At 47.6% G+C, this 21,725-nt stretch carries 1 protein-coding gene; it reads right to left on the minus strand.

Features of this window, described 5'->3' with window-relative positions; translation table 11 throughout:
- Window positions 1–69 precede the first annotated feature (69 nt).
- Entirely contained in the window at window positions 70–21,588 is a 21,519-nt protein-coding gene (locus tag BCT49_RS09045) for a tandem-95 repeat protein (protein WP_102434955.1), read from the minus strand.
- Window positions 21,589–21,725: the final 137 nt, after the last annotated feature.

Here is a 21,725-nt window from a genome sequence, read left to right on the forward strand (position 1 = left end):
TGGCTTCAATGAGGGCAACATTACGCTGCTCTATCTGTTTGTTGGCTCAACTGAACCAAACCCTTCTGGTTAGAGCGAGCTTTGATCGAAGTCGTTGCCTTGATCGGTTCCAGTTTGAGAATCTGAATCGAAGCTTCCAGAGTCGTCCGTGAAGTCAACACCATGATCTTGACCACCTGAACTTGTCCAGTCGCTGCCACCAGATTCCATACCAGCCATGTCTGGTTGCTGCTCTTGAGTAGAACCTTGCATGGTGTATTGATCATCGACCTCAACTTCAACAGAACCGCTTGCACCGTCTATTGAGCTACCCAATTCGTCGTAACCTTGGAATTGGATCTCGCTAGTCCCTTCATAACCCTCAGGAAGTTCAACCGATACCGGCTGTTCTAAGTTGCCACTGACTATGAAGCTACCATCACCGTTATCCAGTGCGTTACTCACAGTAGAGCCCTCAGGTAAGCCAGACATCTCAGCGTAATCAACAGATTCGTTACCACTCACCTCATCTGGAATCGAGATAGAAATAGTATCGCCCGGAGCCGCCGTTACGTCAGCCACGCTGTCTTCGGCTTCAGTATCTTGAGCTTGGTCATCAGCTTGCTGTACGACTTCCACTTGCTGCTCTTCAGTTGCTTGAGCGACTTGAGCTTGTGGTTCATCGCCTTGAACTGAATCATCGGCCACTTGGATGCTTAAGCTATGGCTCGACACCTCACCACCATCGTTAACGTCGACATTCATCGCTAAGTTGCCGTCGAAGTCTTCGTTTGGCCAGTACGTCCACTCACCTTCACCAGATTCAGCGAAGAAGCCTGCATCGTTCGCGTCCGCAACATCAACAACTTGTGCCGTATCGCTCATGCCTAGCTCATCCACCAGCTGCGACTCTGTGATCGTTAATGAACCATCATCCGCTAACGCATAACCTTCACTAACAGCTGTTTCATCACCACCTTGAATATCCACGTTAAAGAAGCTTTCGATGCGGTTCTCGCCATCGGTTGCTATAAATCCAACTTGAACATCGCCTGTGTAATCTTCAGCCGGTGTGAATTGATAATTACCTTGGTTATCGCTCTCAATTACGCCCTCACCTTCCATCAAGCTCACTGACTCAATGCTCAAGTTATCGCCTTCTGCATCGCTCAGGTTCGCTAACATGTCTTCATCAGTGAACGATAAGGTTGCATCGGCTGCGATTTCGGTCGTTGTGATGCTGTTAACTTCAGGTGTTGCATTCTCTTGTGAATCGCCTTCTTTCACGACCACGCCAGTTTGCTCATCATGAAGCACGCCATCTTTATCGACCACGTAAGCAATGTCTGCTTCGCCAGTAAAGCCAGGTGCTGGTGTGAACGTCCAAGTGCCGTCGCCATTATCGACAATCTCACCTTGGCTGCGGTCTGCTAGATGAACCAGTTTCACTTCATCGTCGCTGTCAGCATCCACATTCTCAGCCAACCCAATTAGGTCGTCCGCGGTTAGGATGATGGAATCACCCGCCACCGTTTCGAAATCACCAGTATCGATGCCATCATCAAATGCTTCTGGCTCATCTCCGTAATCAACGGTTGTTGCACTTACGGTTACGAAGAACTCACCATGGAAGTCTTCAGGAGGCGTCATTTGAATGTTTGAAATATCCCAGTCGAACAGGTCGATGTATTGACCCGGCTCAGTGATCATCACAGTGTTCACGCCATCGGTCACCTCGAATCCAACAGGGAAACCTGTCATCACTAGGTTACTTAGCGTTTCTGAATCATCGACTAGGCCAACATTCAGTCCTAAGTGACCGGTTTCATCTTCACCGAACACCAATGGACCGTCATGGTCAGTTGAAATAACTGCACCATCTGCGACAGGACGTACGTACACAGGAACATCGAGAACCGTTTCGAACTCACCGTCACTTACGACAACTTGTAGGTCTGAAACGCCTGCAAAGTCACCGGTTGGTGTGAATGTCCAAGTGCCATCGCCGTTGTCCGTAACTTCACCGCCATCTTCACCGTCGGCGGTGATGATGCGTGAAACCACAAGGTCAGCCGTATCAATGTCACCGAACAAGTTCATTAAGTCGCCAGCATCGAAGGTGAACGCGCCATCTTCGTCTGTGGTCATCATCGCGTTACCGACATTAAATGGAGCGTCGTTAACTGGAATAACATCCACATTCAGCGAACCATCAACCACTTCTTCGCCATCAGTTGCTTGATAACCCAGTTCTACCAAGCCATTGAAGTCTTGAGTAGTCACTAAGTGATACATGCCATCTGGCTGCTGAGTTAAGGTCGCATTCGCTGGAGCACGAACCGTAATGCTTTCGATGCTGATCTCGTCACCATCAAGGTCTGTGACTTGATCCGCGATGTAAGCCGGGTCAATCACCATGACCACATCTTCTTCGCCTTGCATCTCAACGGTTGGCGCTTCAGGTGCATCGTTCGCTGGCGTAACATCGATGTTGCCGTCGACTGAGATTGTCTCTTGGCCATCGCTAACGTTAAACGTCATTGGCACATCGCCATTGAAGTTCTCGTTTGGTGTGAATGACCAAGTACCATCTTCGTTGTCTAGCAACTCACCCAAGCTAGGGTCGATTTGTAGACCAGATGCTGACAGCTCATCTGCGGTGTTATCTATGTCGGTAGCTTGAGCTAACAACATGTCTTGCGTGATAAGAATGGTGCTGTCTTCGGCTGTGGTTAGTTTCACATCCTCCGACTCAGGTCCATCATTCACAGCCAGAACTTCAATACCTGCAGTTGTTGTCGCTGTTGCACCGTCATCATCGGTTACTACCACATCTAGGCTGATATCACCGTTAAAGTTCTCACTCGGCGTGAAGGTCACAGAGCCATCATCGTTTTGAACCAATTCGCCGTCAGAGCCAGTGTAAGTCACGCTTTCAAGCGACACTTCACCATCAACGTCTGAGCTGTTCGCAATCAACTGCTCAGGGCTAATGGTAATCGTGCCATCTTCGTTCATCTGGTAAGACGTTGAACCCGCTACTGGTGCATCGTTAATGTCCGTTACGGTCACATCAATATTGGCATCGACTGTCTCAGTGCCATCAGACACTGTGAAGCCAAGGTTTACATCGCCATTGAAGTTCTCGTTCGGAGCAAAACTGTAAGTGCCATCACCGTTATCCGTGAACACACCTTCTGCGCCCGTGTAAGACACATCCGTGATAGACAAGTCATCGCCGTCAATGTCTGCAGCGCCTGCTAGTAGGTCTGCATCCGTGAAGATTAGCGTTCCATCTTCCTCAACGGTGAAGCTTTGGTCTTCTGCTGTTGGTAGGTCATTGACTGGGTTAACCGTTAGGTCGACGCCAGCTTGAACCGTTTCAAGGCCATCCGACACATCGAAGCTTAAATCAATGTCACCATTGAAATCAGCATCAGGCATGATAGTAAATGAACCATCTTCATTTGCTGTTACGGTTGCATTGTCACCTGCGGATAGGTTGCTTGCGGTCAGTGCATCGCCATCAACATCGGAAGCGTTCGCCAACAACTGTTCTTGAGATAGCGTAATTGAACCATCTTCATCAACCGAGTAAGCCACGTTTCCGGCTACTGGAGCGTCGTTGACAGCAATCACTTCAATACCAGCGGTAGTTTCAGCCGTTGCGCCATCGTCATCAATAACCGTCACATCAAGACTGATATCGCCGTTAAAGTTTTCATTTGGAGCGAAGGTGACTGAACCATCTTCGTTTTGAACCAAGATACCGTCTGCACCTGAATAGCTCACACTATCAAGCGATACTTCACCATCTACATCTGAGCTATTCGCAATCAACTGCTCAGGGCTTAGTGTAATGGTGCCATCTTCGTTCATTTGGTAAGACGTTGCGCCCGCCACTGGTGCGTCGTTAACGTCTGTTACCGTTACGTCGATGTTTGCATCAACCGTCTCTGTACCGTCAGATACTGAGAAGTCCAGGCTTACTTCGCCATTGAAGTTTTCATTTGGAGCGAAGGTGTAAGTACCATCACCATTGTCAGTGAACACACCCTCTGCGCCGGTGTAAGACACATCAGCAACTGAAAGCTCATCTCCATCTATATCAGAAGCTCCCGCTAGCAGTTGCTCATCTGTGAAGGTTAATGAACCGTCTTCTTCAATGGTGTAAGCCACATCTTCAACAACCGCGACATCATTCACTGGGTTAACAGTAAGGTCTGCCGTTGCAACAACCGTTTCAGTACCGTCAGACAAGTCGAAGCTTAAGTTAATGTCGCCATTGAAATCAGCATCTGGTGTAATGGTAAATGAACCATCATCGTTTGCCGTAACGGTCGCGTTGTCACCTGCCGTTAAGTTAGCTGCGGTAAGGTCATCGCCATCTACATCTGAAGCTTGAGCTAGCAATTGCTCTTGGCTTAGGGTGATTGAACCATCTTCATCCACGGAGTAAGCCAAGTCGCCAGAGACTGGAGCGTCGTTGACGGCGATAACATCAATACCCGCGGTAGTTTGAGCAGTTGCGCCCTCTTCATCAGCAACGACAACATCGAGGCTGACATTTCCGTTGAAGTTTTCGTTTGGTGCGAAGCTGTAAGTACCATCACCGTTATCAGTAAAGATACCGTCTGCACCCGAGTAAGAAACGTCACTAACGGATACATCACCTTCAATGTCTGAGCTGTTCGCAAGAAGCTGAGCATCGGAGATAATAATCACATTATCTTCATCAACGCTGTAGGCCGTTGAACCTGCAACCGGTAGGTCATTGACAGCAATAACGTCGATGCCTGCCGTTGTTTCAGCCGTTGCGCCATCCTCATCCATAACAGACACATCAAGACTGATGTCGCCGTTAAAGTTTTCGTTTGGCGAGAAAGTGTAAGTACCATCACCATTATCAGTGAACACACCATCTGTGCCGCTGTAGCTGACATCGCTAACTAAGACTTCCCCTTCAACGTCTGAGCTGTTCGCCAGAAGTTGTGTGTCGCTTAGGGTAATACTGCCATCTTCTTCAACTGTGTAAGCAGTAGTGCCTGCAACCGGTACGTCATTGATAGGAACAACTTGAACATCAATGTTTGCCGATACCACATCGGTGCCATCACTGACATCGTAAGTAAGGTCGACGCTGCCATTGAAGTTCTCGTTTGGCGCGAAGGTGTAAGTGCCATCGCCATTATCCGTGAACACACCGTCGGTGCCTTCGTAGTTAACAGATTCAATAGAAAGGTCATCGCCGTCAATATCCGTTGCACCAGCCAATAGCTGTTCATCGGTAAAGGTCAATGAACCATCTTCATTAATGGTGTAGTCGTGGTCGTAAATCACAGAAAGATCGTTGACTGCTGTTACGGTCACATCTAGCTCTGCCGGAGTCACTCCGCCGTTACCATCATCCACGTTGTAGCTAATGGAGAATTCACCGTTGAAGTTCTCTTCAGGTGTAATGGTGTAAGTACCATCACCATTGTCAGTGATTAGAGCGTTCTCAATTGAAACATCTCCAACACTTGGTTCGTTACCACCTGTTTCACCAGAGTCGCCATCTTCATCGCCGGTTAGCAATTCAGAGATATCAATGCCGTTTTCATTCGCGAGCGCTTCTTCTGCCGTTGGCAAATCAAACGCATTTTGTGAACCAACATCTTGGCTTGGAACAATCACGCCGTTCACGATATCGAATACATGCCAGTGATCACCCGATGGGTTATCCGATAAATCAGGACTGAAGGTTTCAATCAATGTATCGCCTACGAAGACCTGAACTTGCACATCTTCAACACCGTCCACATCCCAACTTCTGCTGGTGTAGTTGTGAACTGAATAGTGCATGTCCGCATCTTGGTAGTTTGGAATGGTGATGGTTTCAGGACCGCCACCATTTGTGTCATCTACATCTTGCTGAACGACATTACCTTCGCCCAAATCGTGGCTCATGTCGCGATAGTAAATATGGTCTAGCTCATTGCCATTCTCTGTATCGTAGAGCCATAGGTGGTTATCCATATCACGTGGGCTTTCACCCCATGTGACCACGATACGCATATCGGTTTCTTCAAGCACTTCCGATATTGCGGTTACGCCACCATTGGTATCTTCACCTGCTGGAACCAAGAAGCTACTAGTAATAGAGCCTTCTTGTTCAATAGTTACGGTACCTTGGTCAACAACAGGACCGCTCACAGAGTAGTTACCAGATTGATCCGTCACCGCTGTGTAAGAGTGACCGGCATTGTCGGTTAGCGTAACGTCCGCACCTGCGATTGGATTACCTGTTTCAGCATCCAACACCGTACCAGTTACCGTCGTTTCATCACCCGACTCTCCGATAATCGCTGTCATGTCATCGTCTTCGATGTCAGTCGCGAATTGTAGGAGCTCTTCTTGAGTAATGGTGTACGAACCGTCTTCTTCAATGGTTATCGCCACGTCAGCAGAGACAATTGGTGCGTCGTTAACTGGATCAACCGTTAAGCCTAAGTTAGCTGCAATTGGTGTGTCGCCATCGTTGATACTGTAGGCAACATCGATGTAGCCATTGAAGTTTTCACTTGGAGTGATTGAGAATGTGCCATCGCCATTATCGACAATGGTTGCATCGTCACCGACCAAGGTTAAGTCGGAAGCGACAAGATCATCGCCCTCAATATCAGCGGCATTCGCAAGTAACTGCTCCTGCGTGATAGTGATGACATTGTCTTCATCTACGTTCGCGTAAACATCAGATGTCGTTGGCAAGTCGTTGACTGGGTTTACCGTCAGATCGGCGTTCGCCACAATTGACTCAGTACCGTCCGAAATATCAAAGCTTAGGTCGATATCGCCATTGAAGTTCGCATCTGGCGTTACCGTAAAGGTGCCATCGCCATTATCAACAACGGTTGCATTATCACCAGCACTTAAGTTGCTTGCCGTTAGGTCATCGCCATCCACATCCGATGCTTGAGATAACAATTGCTCTTGAGTCAGAATTATCGAACCATCTTCATCAATGCTGTACGCCAAGTCACCAGATACTGGTGGATCATTGATTGGAAGAACATCAATGCTTGCGCTGGTGGCTACTGTCGCACCGTCTTCATCAGTCACTATGACATCGAGGCTAACATCGCCATCGAAGTTTGCGTTTGGCGCGAAGCTGAATGTTCCATCTCCATTGTCAGTAAAGATGCCGTCAGCGCCTGTGTAGTTCACGCTATCAATCGCCACTTCACCTTCAACGTCTGAAGAGTTTGCCAACAGCTGCTCTGAACTGATGGTGATAACTTCGTCTTCATTCACTGAGTAGCTGGTTGAGCCTGCGATTGGTGGATCGTTCACCTCAAGTACAGTAATTCCGGCGGTGGTCGCTTCTGTTGCACCGTCTTCATCGGTAACAACCACCGCTAAGCTGACTTCGCCATTGAAGTTTTCGTTTGGTGAGAAGGTATAAGTGCCGTCGCCATTGTCCTCAAACACACCATCGCTTCCGGTGTAAGACACGCTATCAATTGCCACTTCACCTTCGACATCAGAAGAGTTAGCCAATAGCTGCTCGTTACTGATGGTGATTGAGTTGTCTTCATGAACCGTGTAAGACGTGCTGCCTGCCACTGGAGGATCGTTCTCTGGTGTGACACTCACATCAATGTTGGCTTGAACCGTATCTGTGCCATCTGACACATCAAAGCTAAAGTTCACATCACCATTGAAGTTCTCGTTAGGTGCGAAGCTGTAACTGCCGTCGCCATTATCAGTAAGCACACCATCAGCGCCCGTGTATGTCACGCTTTCAACCGTTAGTGTGTCACCCTCAACATCCGTTGCGCCTGTTAATAGGTCTTCGTCTGTGAAGTTAAGAATACCATCCTCACCAATTGTGAACGCTTGGTCTTGTGGCTCTGGCGCGTCATTGACTGGTGTTACCGTCAAGTCTAGGCCTGCTGCCACCATGTCTTCTCCATCAGTGACATCGTAACTAAATTCGATATTACCGTTGAAATTTTCACTTGGTGTAATGGTGAAACTGCCATCGTCGTTCATTTCAACGGTCGCATTTTCATCATTGGTTGTGAGGTTGATTGCAGATAGATCATCACCATCAATATCGACAGCGTGTTCTAGCAACTGCTCTTGCGTTAATGTGATGCTGTTGTCTTCGGCAGTGACTGCGCTGATATCACCTTCTACCTCTGGCGCATCGTTTGCAGGCGAGATATGAATAGTCACATCTTGTGTTGCCGTCGCAGTGGTGCCCGTATCAACATCCGTTGATGTCGCATTAACCGTTAGCACCACATCGCCATTGAAATCACCTGAAGGGATGAACTCTAGGCCTGCAAGTTCTTCTGGCTGTAGAGACCATGTGCCATCGCCGTTGTCGGTACCTGCAGAAAGCAAACTTCCCTCTGGTACATCTTCAATCAAGATAGCGAGATTTTCTGAACCATCGGTATCCGTTAGTGCGGCATCGATATCCAGTGGAACTGGTGTGTCTTCGGTACCAATGATTTGGTAATCCGCGTCAGACACTGAGATTTCGATGTTATCGATACCAAACGACTCGTCATTGACGCTTTGATTCAGGGTTGAACCGAAGCCAAGTTCAAGTTGGCCGTCTTCAACGGGTACCGTTAGGTTGATTTGGTGTGCTTGGTCATTCCAACCACTGAAGCCCTCACCTTGCGATACGCCGTGAACCACTTCACCGACTTCATTTCCTTCTGAATCGTAAAGCGTTGTTGTGCCATCTTGAGTACGGAACGCAGAGTTATCTAGCGTAGTTAGCTCTTCGCCACCAACAAAGATTTGGAAGGACTCACCATCCCAAGAGTCGATTTCGTAGAAGCTGAACGAGATATTAACTTCGCTCACATCGCTTGGAATGTCGTAAGTTTTGCTAACCGCTTCATCGCCGCCCGTGCCACCAATGCGACCCAGCATGTCACCCGACTCGAATCCTTGTGAGCTTTCTGTGCCTGTGTTCCAACCATTCGAGCCAGACTCGAAGTTATCGGAAGCAATCACCAAGTCAGACGCAATCGACAGCTCTGGCATATCAACCACAGATTGAACATCAATCGTCGCTTCTGCAGGTACCGTTGCCGTGCCGTCATTCACATCGAACGTCACATTCACATTACCATCGAAGTTTTCATTCGGCGCAAATGTGTAAGTACCGTCACCGTTGTCCACCAATGAACCGCTATCAGAAGCAACATTTTCGACCGACAAGTTGTCGCCATCAATATCGCCTGCATTTTGCAGTAGCTGCTCTTCAGTGAAGGTGAAGCTGGTGTCTTCTTGAGTCACAAATTGCGGCTCGCCGACTGTTGGCAGGTCGTTGACTGGGTTAACCGTTAGGTCAGCCGTTGCTTGAATCGTCGCATCACCATCGGTAATGTCGAAGTTCAAATCAATGTCGCCATTTAAGTCCGCATCTGGTGTGATAGTAAAGCTACCATCGTCATTCGCGGTTACCGTCGCATTACCGTCAACGGTTAGGTTAGATGCCGATAGGTCGTCGCCATCAACGTCACCCGCTTGAGCAAGTAACTGCTCTTGGCTTAGGTTAATCGAACCATCTTCATCAACACTGTAAGCCAACTCGCCCGATACCGGAGCATCGTTCACAGGCAGAACATCAATGTTTGCGGTAGTAGTTGCGGTTGCGCCGTCTTCATCAGTTACGACCACATCAAGGCTGACATCACCGTCGAAGTTTGCGTTCGGTGCGAAGCTGAACGTACCATCACCGTTGTCGGTAAAGATACCGTCAGAACCGGTGTAGTTAACGCTATCAATCGCGACTTCACCTTCGATATCTGAAGCGTTCGCCAACAGTTGCTCGGAACTGATGGTAATCACTTCATCTTCGTTCACGGAGTAGCTTGTTACACCTGCGATTGGTGGATCGTTCACCTCAAGTACTGTAATACCTGCGGTTGTCGCTTCAGTCGCGCCATCTTCATCCGCTACGACAACATCTAGGCTCACTTCGCCATTGAAGTTTTCGTTTGGTAAGAAGGTGTAAGTTCCATCGCCGTTGTCTTCAAAGACACCGTCCGTGCCAGAGTAAGTCACACTATCAACGGCAACATCACCTTCGATATCCGAAGAGTTCGCTAGAAGCTGCTCATCGCTGATGGTTATTGAGTTGTCTTCATGAACTGTGTAAGACGTGCTACCAGCAACAGGTGGATCGTTCTCTGGTGTCACACTCACATCGATATTGGCTTGAACCGTGTCCGTACCATCTGACACATCAAAGCTGAAGTTCACGTCACCATTGAAGTTCTCATTTGGTGCGAAGCTGTAACTGCCATCACCGTTATCGGTAAGGACACCATCGGCACCTGTATAAGTCACACCTTCGACCGACAAGTCATCCCCATCGATATCAGTAGCGCCCGTTAGCAGGTCTTCATCTGTGAAGTTCAAGACACCGTCTTCGCCAATGCTGAACGTTTGGTCTTGCGGTTGTGGTAAATCGTTAACTGGATTCACCGTTAGGTCAGCGGTAGCGACAAGTGTGTCTGCCCCGTCGTTGATGTCGAACGTTAGGTCAATATCACCGTTGAAGTTAGCATCTGGTGTGATGGTAAAGCTACCGTCGTCGTTAGCGGTAACCGTTGCATCACCATCAACCATTAAGTTGGATGCCGTTAAGTCATCACCGTCTACATCATTCGCTTGAGATAGAAGTTGCTCTTGGCTCAAGGTAATTGAACCGTCTTCCTCAACGCTGTATGCCAAATCTCCCGATACTGGAACATCATTGATTGGCAACACATCTACCGTAATGTAGGTATCTACTTGAGCACCGTCTTCATCTTGAATGGTCACATCCAACTGCACTTGGCCGTTGAAGTTTTCATTCGGTGCAAAGCTACATGTGCCATCACCATTGATAGAGAAGATGCCGTCAGGACCATCGTAGTTGATCTCAACAAGCTCAACATCGCCTTCAATATCTGAAGCATTGAGTAGAACTTGAGACTCGCTGAATGTCAGAACTGAATCTTCGTCGATTGTGTATGACGTTGGACCTGCTACTGGCGGATCATTCACTTCAAGAACAGTAATACCTGCGGTGGTGGCTTCAGTCGCGCCATCTTCGTCCGTCACAACAACATCTAGGCTAACTTCGCCATTAAAGTTCTCGTTCGGAGAGAAGGTGTATGTGCCGTTACCGTTGATTTCAAGCACACCATCGCTACCACTGTAAGTCACGCTATCAATCGCCACTTCCCCTTCGATATCCGAAGAGTTAGCAAGCAATTGTTCGTTACTGATCGTGATGGAATTATCTTCATGAACGGTGTAAGACGTGCTGCCAGCAACCGGAGGATCATTCTCTGGCGTCACGCTCACATCAACATTCGCAGTGACGGTATCTGTACCATCTGATACATCAAACGAGAAGTTCACATCGCCGTTGAAGTTTTCGTTCGGCGCGAAGCTGTATGTACCGTCGCCGTTATCGGTTAGGACACCATCTGCGCCAGTGTAAGTGACACCGTCAACGCTTAGGTCATCCCCTTCAATGTCCGTAGCACCCGTTAATAGATCTTGGTCTGTAAAGGTTAATACACCATCTTCGTTAACTGTGAACGCTTGGTCTTGTGCTTCTGGGCCATCATTCACTGGTGAAACGGTTAACTCTAGATTGGTAGAGACAACATCATCACCATCCGATACATCGAAGGTGAAATTAACATCTCCGTTGAAGTCAGCGTCTGGCGTTAATGTGTATGTACCATCGCCGTGATCCGTGATGGTCACATTGTCATCATCAGTTGCTAGGTTAAGCGCTGTGAGTTGGTCGCCACCTAAATCGCGAGCGTTCGCCAACAAGTCTTCTTGCGTGATGATAATTGAACCATCTTCTTCCACTGTTGCTGCAACAGGAAGCGCTTCAGGTGCGTGCTCAATGTGCGCGCCTGTCGCATTAATGTAGATGGTTTGAGATACCGTTTCAGAATCATCATTCGATAGCTCTGTTGCGGTTGCAGTTACATGAACTTCAAGCTGTTCATTGAAGTCTTCTGGTAACTGGATTTGCAGTTCTTGTGCGATTGCCGTTGTTGGTAGCGTTACAGAACCATCTGGGCCAACAGTCACTTCACCGCTATAGATTTGGCTGTTCACCTCACCCACATCAATCGTGAAGTTGAAATCGGTATAGTCTGCGTCACCGCCGCCATAAAGGTCTTCAAACCCGTAAACTAGCTCGCCATCTTCATTAACCGTAGTGCGAGTATGTTCGATACCATCTTGGTTCAGTTGAGCGCTTGAACCACCATGGAAGATCGCATCGCCATTCTGGCCTTGAATCACTGTTTCAGTACCATCGGCAGCAACAAAGACAAGTTGAGGATCAACCGTATCCATGCTTGCAGGCGAACCATCCTCAGCACGGAACTCATACTGACCGTCTTGCATCGCGTCAAAGTCGTTGTGCTGATGTCCGTTTGGAATCAAGAACAGGTTGAAGCTTTCACCTTCTGCAACTTGGAAGCTGAATTGATCTTGCCCTGGGACAAGGTCACCGCCACCACCAACTTGTGATGCGTTTTCGTAAACAACTTCAACACCTGTGATGTTGCCATCTTCGTCAACTTTGTAGTAACCCGCTGCGTTTTGGTAGCCCGCGGTTTCGCCTTCAAACGTTACTGTGATTTCAGTATCGTTGTAACTGGTGATACCGTTCTCTTGGTCATTCAGAACACCTTCGTTATCGTATTGGATAACCGACCCTTCTGGCACACCATCCACTGTAACAGTGAGTGTTTCAGACAAGTCTTGGTCGACAAGTGCCGCTGCAATGTTCAGTTCAACAATACCGCCTGGCTCAACCAAAATAGCTTGGTCATCAACGTTAACGCCATCACCATCGGTAATCACAAGATCCGGCGCATCCGCGACCGCTTCAATGTGAACATTGAGGTCTTGTTCAACTTCAGTTGTACCGTCGGTCACGGTAAAGCTGAACTGCAGATCACCACTAAAGTGCTCTTCAGGAACGAAGCTGAACGTACCATCGCCGTTATCGGTTACTGTGCCTTCATCACCAGAGTAATTGATGCTGGTAACGCTTAGGTCGTCGCCATCAATATCAATCGCACCACTCAACAGATCTTCTTGAGTGAACAGGATGCTGCCATCCTCTTCGATTTGGTACATACCTGGAGCAACAATTGGAATGTCATTCACCGGATTCACGGTCAATGTCATGTCATTAGAGGTACTTAACTCACCATCGCTCACCTCATAAGTGAATGCGATGTCGCCGTTGAAGTTCTCCGAAGGCGTCACCGTGTAAGTGCCATCGCCATTGTCTACGATGCTTGCATTTGGATCGTTGGTTTCAAGTGCACTCGCAAACAGCTCATCGCCATCTTGGTCGCTCGCGCTCTCTAGCAACATCTCTTGTGTAACCAGAATTGAACCGTCTTCGTCAACATCCGCAACCATTGGCGTTGCTTCTGGTGCGTCATTGACGAATTCAACTTTCAGGTCGATGTTTGCAGCAACCACATCAGTGCCGTCGCTCACATCAAACGCTAGATCAACATTGCCGAAGAAGCCCTGCTCTGGCGTTAGTGTGTATGTTCCATCACCGTTATCCGTAACTTCTACTGTGTCGCTTGCGCTAGTCACATTCACCACAGACAGTTCATCGCCTTCAATGTCTGTCGCTTGTGCTAGTAGCTCAGCTTCGGTAATGGTAATGGCTTGACCGTCTTCCGTAGTGAAAGACATGTCCGGCACATCTGGAGCATCGTTGATAGGGTTTACGGTTAGGTTCAGGTCGGCTGCGACTGTCTCAATCGCATCTGTTACATCGTAAGTAAACTCAATCTCACCAAAGAAGTCTGCGCTCGGTGTGATAGTAAAACTACCGTCTGAGTTTTCTACGATAACCGCATTTGGATCGTTGGTTGCTAAGTTAACGGCTTCAAGATTGTCACCATCGACATCCGTCGCGTTCGCTAACAAGTCTTCTTGCGTAATGGTGATTGAGCCATCTTCATCAACCGCCGCTTCAATTGGACCGCTCACTTCAGGGCCTTCGTTGACAATCTCAACGTCAACTCTTGCTGTGCTTGGCGCGCTTGCTTGACCATCACTGATATCGAAGGTCAGGTTCACTTCACCATAGAAGTTCTCAGCCGGTTCAAATGTAAAGGTGTTATCGCCATTGTCTGTTAGCGTACCTTGCGTTTGGTCTGCAAGTAGTAGGTTTTCGACATGCAGAATGTCACCATCAACATCGGTCGCACCAGACAATAGGTCTTTCGCTTCAATGATAATCGAGCCATTTTCTAGCATTTGGGTGTGTAGCGGTTCACCTGGAACTGGAACATCGTTAACAGGTACAACCGTTAGGTCTAGGTGCGTTGCCACGTCATCGGTACCATCGAACACCTTGTAGTCGATGTCGATTTCACCGTTGAAGTTTTCATTCGGCATGAAGGTAAATGTACCATCGCCATTATCGACTAAGTCACCGTCATCACCACCATAAGTGATGTCAGAAATAGACAGCGTATCGCCCTCTACATCAGTAGTGTTCGCCAACAAGTCATCAGCGCTGAACGTGATACCTTGGTCTTCATCTGTCGATAGAACAATTGGGCCAGAAACGATTGGCGCATCATTCACCGACTCGAAGTTGATGTTGATAATGTTGTCGTCAGTTAACTCACCATCGCTAACTTGGTAACCGAGCTCAATTTCGCCATAGAAGTTTTCATCCGGTGTTACTGTCCAAGTGCCATCACCGTTATCTGTTAGTGTTGCATGTTCTGAGTTTTCACCCACCAGCTCTAGATTTTTAATATCAAGATCATCGCCATCAATGTCTGATGCCTGAGCTAGCAGTTGTTCTTCAGTAATCACAACAGAAGCAAACTGAGCTGAACCTTCCGTATCGATAGTGATATTAGGAAGATCAGCCGTTAGCTCGATTTCGTTGTCACCCGCATGGATGTTCAACTCAACCGTTTCAGTGATTTCAGAACCGTCTACACCAATCGATGTAAACACTGCTTCATCATGACAAGTTTGTGACACTGTCATGTTTTGCACAACATAAGTACCATTACCTTGCACTGTACCCAGTTCAAAGTAAGACACAGGTTGGTCAACGGTTAGCGTGTAGTCTGTCTCGAAAGTACCACGGTCTTCTTTGTGATAAGTCATCGAGTCAATCATGTCGCCGTCTTCATTGAAGGCGCGAATTTCGACTTCAGTAAAGTGGCGCGACTCTTCCATGAACCAGCCGCCCAAACCATCTAGGTGGAAGCTGATTTCATTGATGTCTTGGCCTTCGACCGAGATAGTCAGTTTTTCATCACCACTCAAGCCTTGACGGTCGGTATCACCGATACCATGACCTATGTGCGTATTACCATTCCACGCACCAAGCGGATCATCGTTACTTTGAACCGTAACCGTTAAATCACCATCCGAGAACTCACGCGTGTATGGGTCAACTTCTGTGCCCCAGTCATCAACGCTCGCGTTATCATCGAAGGTACCAATTTGCGTGGTATGTGTTCCCTCAGCTAAAGCGTCTTCGCTTGGTACAAAGCGCACTTCTGTGTCAGCCGGTACTTCCTGTCCAACTTCGAGTACTACCCACTCATTATCAAGATTTGCTTCGATGATGCCGTTTTCTGGCGCTTGGTCTAGACGTAGTGCTGGCTCTTCACGAAGCGTGACACCAACCGTTTGGTCTTCTTGCGCTTGAATGAAGATCTCTTCGCCGGCTTCTGGAGCATCATTAACTGGATTAACGGTTAGATCGAGAGTGGTCAGAACCTCGTTGTCACCGTCACTGATGCTGTATGTGAAGTCCAACTCGCCATTGAAGTTCTCGGTATGCGTGATAGTGAATGAACCATCGTCATTCGCAACGATCGTCGCGTCAGGATCATTGGTTTGCAGGTTAGACGCCGTTAACTCATCACCCTCAACGTCAGTTGCATTCGCAAGTAATTGCTCTTGAGTAATGGTGATTGAATTATCTTCGTCAACTTCGGCCTGAATACCAGACGTCTCAGGACCGTCATTCACAGCAATAACATCAATGCCTGCCGTGCTAGTCGCCGTTGCACCATCTTCGTCAACGACAACTACATCTAGTGAAATATCACCGTCGAAGTTTTCATTTGGCGTGAAGGTGTATGTGCCATTACCGTTATCAACAAACGAACCGTCGTCACCTGTGTAACTAACACTTGATAGTGAAACATCGCCTTCAACATCTGACGAATTCGCTAATAGCTGCTCATCACTGATAGTGATTTGGCCATCTTCTTGAACTGTGTAAGACGTTGAGCCCGCAACTGGCGGATCATTCTCTGGCGTTACGCTAACATCAATAACGGCAGGTGTTGAACCCATGCCATCAGAGACATCGAATGAGAATTGAACATCACCATTGAAGTTCTCGTTTGGTGCAAAGCTGTAGGTGCCATCACCGTTATCACTCAGTACACCGTCTGCACCTGTATAAAGCACATTTTCAATCGATAGGTCATCACCATCAATATCCGATGCTCCAGCAAGTAGGTCTTCATCGGTAAACAGTAATGTGCCATCTTCTTCAATTGTGAACTGTTGATCTTGCGCTTGTGGCAAGTCATTCAGTGGATTGACTGTAATATCGAGACCGACTTGAACCTCACCACCATCGTTATCGATGATATCGAAGCTTAAGTCTAGGTCGCCGTTGTAATCAGCGTCTGGTGTAATGGTGTAGCTGCCATCCTCGTTTTGTTGGATGGTCGCGTTTTCATCCGTCGATAGATTAATCGCTTCTAGATTATCGCTATCGATGTCTCCCGCTCGTGCTAACAATTGATCTTGTGTCAGCGTGATTGAGCTGTCTTCGTTAATCGTGTAAGCCAAGTCACCAGATACCGGAGGATCGTTGATTGGCAGTACATCAACATTGATATGTGTTTCAACCGTAGCGCCACTTTCATCTTGAATAGTCACATCCAGTTGAACCTGACCATTGAAATTTTCATTTGGCGCAAAGGAGCATGTGCCATCACCATTGACGGTAAAGATACCGTCTGACCCATCGTAGTTGATACCGACAAGCTCAACGTCACCTTCAACGTCTGAAGCATTCACAAGGATTTGAGATTCACTGAACGTTAGAACAGAATCTTCATCAATGGTGTAAGACGTAGGCCCTGCAACAGGCGGATCGTTCACTTCAAGAACGGTAATGCCTGCTGTGGTTTCATCAATTGCACCCTCTTCATCTGCAACAATCACATCAAGGCTGATATCACCGCTGAAGTTTTCATTAGGAAGGAAGGTGTAACTGCCGTCGCCGTTGTCTTGGAACACACCATCGGTGCCGCTGTAGGTCACGCTATCGACCGACACCGCACCTTCAATATCCGAAGAGTTAGCTAATAATTGCTCATCAGAAATGGTAATCGCATTGTCTTCGTTCACCATGTACGAAGTAGAACCTGCAACTGGCGGATCGTTCTCTGGCGTCACACTCACATCAATGTTTGCGCTAACCGTTTCTGTGCCATCAGAGACATCGAAACTGAAGTTCACATCACCATTGAAGTTTTCGTTTGGTGCAAAGGTATAAGTACCATCACCATGGTCTGTTAATACACCGTCACCACCAGTGTAGCTGATGCCTTCTATGGTGAGGTCATCGCCATCAATATCGGTTGCACCCGTAAGCAGGTCAGCGTCAGTGAATTGCAGCGTGCCGTCTTCCTCAATACTGAATTGTTGGTCTTGAGGGACCGGTAAGTCATTAACTGGATTAACGGTTAAGTCCGCGGTGACTTGAACTATGTCAGTGCCATCAGTGATGTTGAATTGGATATCAACATCACCATTAAAGTTCGCATCTGGAACAATGGTGAAGCTACCGTCATCATTAGCGGTTACTGTAGCGTTGCCATCAACCGTTAGGTCGCTCGCAGTGAGGTCATCGCCCTCAACGTCAGATGCTTGAGACAGCAATTGTTCTTGGCTCAAGGTAATTGAACCGTCTTCGTTAACGTTGTAAGCCAAATCACCCGAGACTGGTGCATCGTTAATTGGCAGAACATCCACGTTGATGACCGTATCAACTTCTGCGCCGTCTTCATCACGAATAGTCACGTCAAGTTGAACTTGGCCATTAAAGTTCTCATTCGGTGCAAAGCTACAAGTCCCATCTCCATTGACTGAGAAGATGCCATCAGGGCCGTCGTAGCTAATGCCGACAAGCTCGACATCACCTTCAACATCAGAAGCGTTAAGTAGCACTTGTGACTCACTGAACGTAAGCACTGAGTCTTCATCAATGGTGTAAGAAGTTGGGCCTGCAACTGGCGGATCGTTCACTTCAAGTACAGTAATACCCGCAGTTGTCGCATCTGTCGCACCCTCTTCATCTGCAACCACTACATCAAGAGCAATTTCACCGTTGAAGTTCTCGTTTGGTGAGAAGGTATAAGTACCGTTACCGTTGATTTCAAGGACACCGTCACTACCAGAATAAGTCACGCTATCTATTGATACATCGCCTTCAATGTCTGAAGATGTTGCCAATAGTTGTGCATCAGAAATGGTAATCGAATTGTCTTCATTCACCGTGTAAGACGTAGAGCCCGCAACAGGTGGATCGTTCTCCGGAGTTACGCTGACATCGATGTTTGCAGATACGGTATCGGTACCATCAGACACATCGAAGCTAAAGTTCACGTCGCCATTGAAGTTTTCATTTGGCGCGAAGCTGTATAAGCCGTCACCATGATCTGTCAGTACCCCATCAGTCCCTTCATAACTGATGCCTTCAACCGTTAAATCATCACCCTCAATATCGGTTGCACCGGTTAGCAGGTCTGCATCAGTAAATTGAAGCGTGCCGTCTTCTTCAACACTGAACTGTTGATCTTGAGGAACTGGCAAGTCATTGATTGGATTAACGGTTAAGTCCGCAGATGCTTGAACCGTATTGGTACCATCGGAGATATCAAAGCTGATATCAATGTCGCCGTTATAGTTCTCATCTGGCGTGATGGTAAAGCTACCATCCACGTTTTGAGTAACCGTTGCATCACCATCAACCGTCAGGCTGCTTGCTGTAAGGTCATCGCCTTCAACATCAGATGCTTGCGACAGAAGTTGCTCTTGGCTTAGACGGATAGAACCATCTTCATCGACTGAGTAAGCTAAATCGCCAGATACGGGCGCATCATCAACCGCTGTAACGCTTACATCAATGTTCGCAGATACCGTATCGGTACCATCAGAAACATCGAAGCTGAAGTTTACATCGCCATTGAAGTTCTCGTTTGGAGCGAATGTATATGTGCCATTGCCGTTGTCGGTAAGGATACCGTCACCGCCATCGTAGGTAACACCTTCAACAGAAAGGTTGTCACCTTCAATGTCTGTCGCACCAGTTAGAAGATCTGCATCTGTAAAGATTAGCGTGCCGTCTTCTTCAACACTAAATTGTTGATCTTGAGGAACTGGCAAGTCATTGATTGGATTTACAGTTAGATCGGCAGATGCTTGAACCGTGTTGGTGCCGTCAGAGATATCAAAGCTGATATCGATATCGCCATTGAAGTTATCGTCTGGCGTAATGGTAAAGCTACCATCCACGTTTTGAGTAACTGTTGCATCAGCATCAACCGTCAGGCTGCTAGCCGTTAGGTCATCACCTTCAACATCAGATGCTTGAGAGAGCAGTTGCTCTTGGCTTAAGCGAATCGAACCATCTTCGTCCACAGAGTAAGCTAGGTCGCCCGAGACAGGCGCGTCATCAACCGCTGTTACGCTTACATCGATGTTCGCAGACACCGTATCGGTACCGTCAGATACATCGAAGTTGAAGTTAACATCGCCATTAAAGTTTTCATTTGGCGCAAAGGTATAAGTACCATTACCGTTGTCGGTAAGAATACCGTCGCCGCCATCGTAAGTTACGCCTTCAACAGAAAGGTTGTCGCCTTCAATGTCTGTCGCGCCGGTTAGCAGGTCAGCATCGGTGAAAATGAGCGTGCCGTCTTCTTCAACACTGAATTGTTGATCTTGAGGTACTGGCAAGTCATTAACTGGATTAACCGTTAGGTCAGCCGATGCTTGAACCGTGTTCGTACCATCTGAGATGTCGAAACTGATATCGATGTCGCCATTGAAGTTCTCATCTGGCGTGATGGTAAAGCTACCATCCACGTTTTGAGTAACCGTCGCATCACCATCAACGGTTAGGCTGCTTGCAGTCAGATCATCGCCCTCTACATCAGATGCTTGAGATAACAACTGCTCTTGGCTTAGGCGAATTGAACCGTCTTCATCTACTGAGTAAGCTAAATCGCCAGACACTGGCGCGTCATCAACCGCTGTTACGCTTACATCGATGTTCGCAGAGACTGTATCGGTACCATCAGACACATCGAAGCTGAAGTTTACATCACCATTGAAGTTTTCATTTGGAGCAAAGGTATAAGTGCCATTACAATTGTCAGTAAGAATACCGTCGCCGCCATCGTAGGTAACACCTTCAACTGACAGGTTGTCACCTTCAATGTCTGTTGCACCTGTTAAAAGGTCGGCATCAGTGAAAACTAGCGTGCCATCTTCTTCTATTTCAAACGTTTTATCTTCTGGTACAGGTGCGTCATTAATAGGACGAACCGTTAAATCAATTGCGCTGCTTATCGTTTCTTGGCCGTCACTGATATCGAAAGTAAGGTCAAGTTCGCCATTAAAATCTGCTGAAGGAACAACCGTGAAAGTGCCGTCACCATTATCTTGAACCGTTGCATCAGCGCCAACTTGAACATTTGAAGCTACCAGCTCATCGCCATCAACATCACTTGCGTATTCGAGTAATTGTTCTTGAGTGAATGTTATGGAGCCATCTTCATCCATGATGTAAGCCAGAACTTGTTCGGCTTCTGGTGCATCATTTTCGCTTTCTACTTTGATTTTGAACGTTTCACTTACCGTCTCTGAATCAAAGTCGTCTTCTACTTCACTGATGGTCTCTTCGTCAGAAGCTTGAACATCAACGGCGAATGTCTCTTCTACCGTCTGTGAATCTAAATCATCACCGACTTGTTGGTTGTCGGACTCAGAAGATGCAGCACTTGGAGCTGCAGACGTACGTGCAGCTTGGCCTTGTTCTTCGTTACCTTCAGCGCTCGAAGCACCTCCAGAACCTGCGGCATTTTCGCCACCGACAGCTTGAGCGCCAGCACCCGCTCCGCCGCCACTACCGGCAGCATTCTCTGAGCCAGCATCAGAAGCCGCACCACCAACTACATTGGATTGAGCTGCATCTGAATCTCCATCGCTTTCTGGCGTCTCTTCTTGAACAGCCGCACCAGAAGCCGATGCTTCTTCCGCATTACCTGCGCCACTTGGATTGTCTTCCAACGCTTGGTTAACTTCGTCTGCTGCATCCGTATTTTCAGCACCCGTCGCTACCGTCGACGCAATCGTGTTCTGTTGATTTTGTTGATTCTGCTGTTGGGAGGGCGTACCCGCGTCGTTCGTGTCCGTCTGTTCTACCGCGTCATTGAGATCTTCATTTTGGTTGTTTTGGTTATTTTCGCCTGCCATTACAGCCTCCGTTGCTACTAGCTAACTGATCGTATTTAGAGGCATTAAAGGACACCATTTTGGAAAACCAAGTTTTTATACAACTTTTTTCATATTTTTGTTTTTATACATAAAGAATCAAAAAAAATTTGAAAACT

It is taken from the genome of Vibrio lentus (assembly GCF_002875945.1).
Lineage (GTDB): Bacteria > Pseudomonadota > Gammaproteobacteria > Enterobacterales > Vibrionaceae > Vibrio > Vibrio apostichopi.

Bases quoted from the DNA above. Each gene is read 5' to 3' on its own strand.
- BCT49_RS09045 (WP_102434955.1), bottom strand. From the start codon at position 21,588: ATGGCAGGCGAAAATAACCAAAACAACCAAAATGAAGATCTCAATGAC.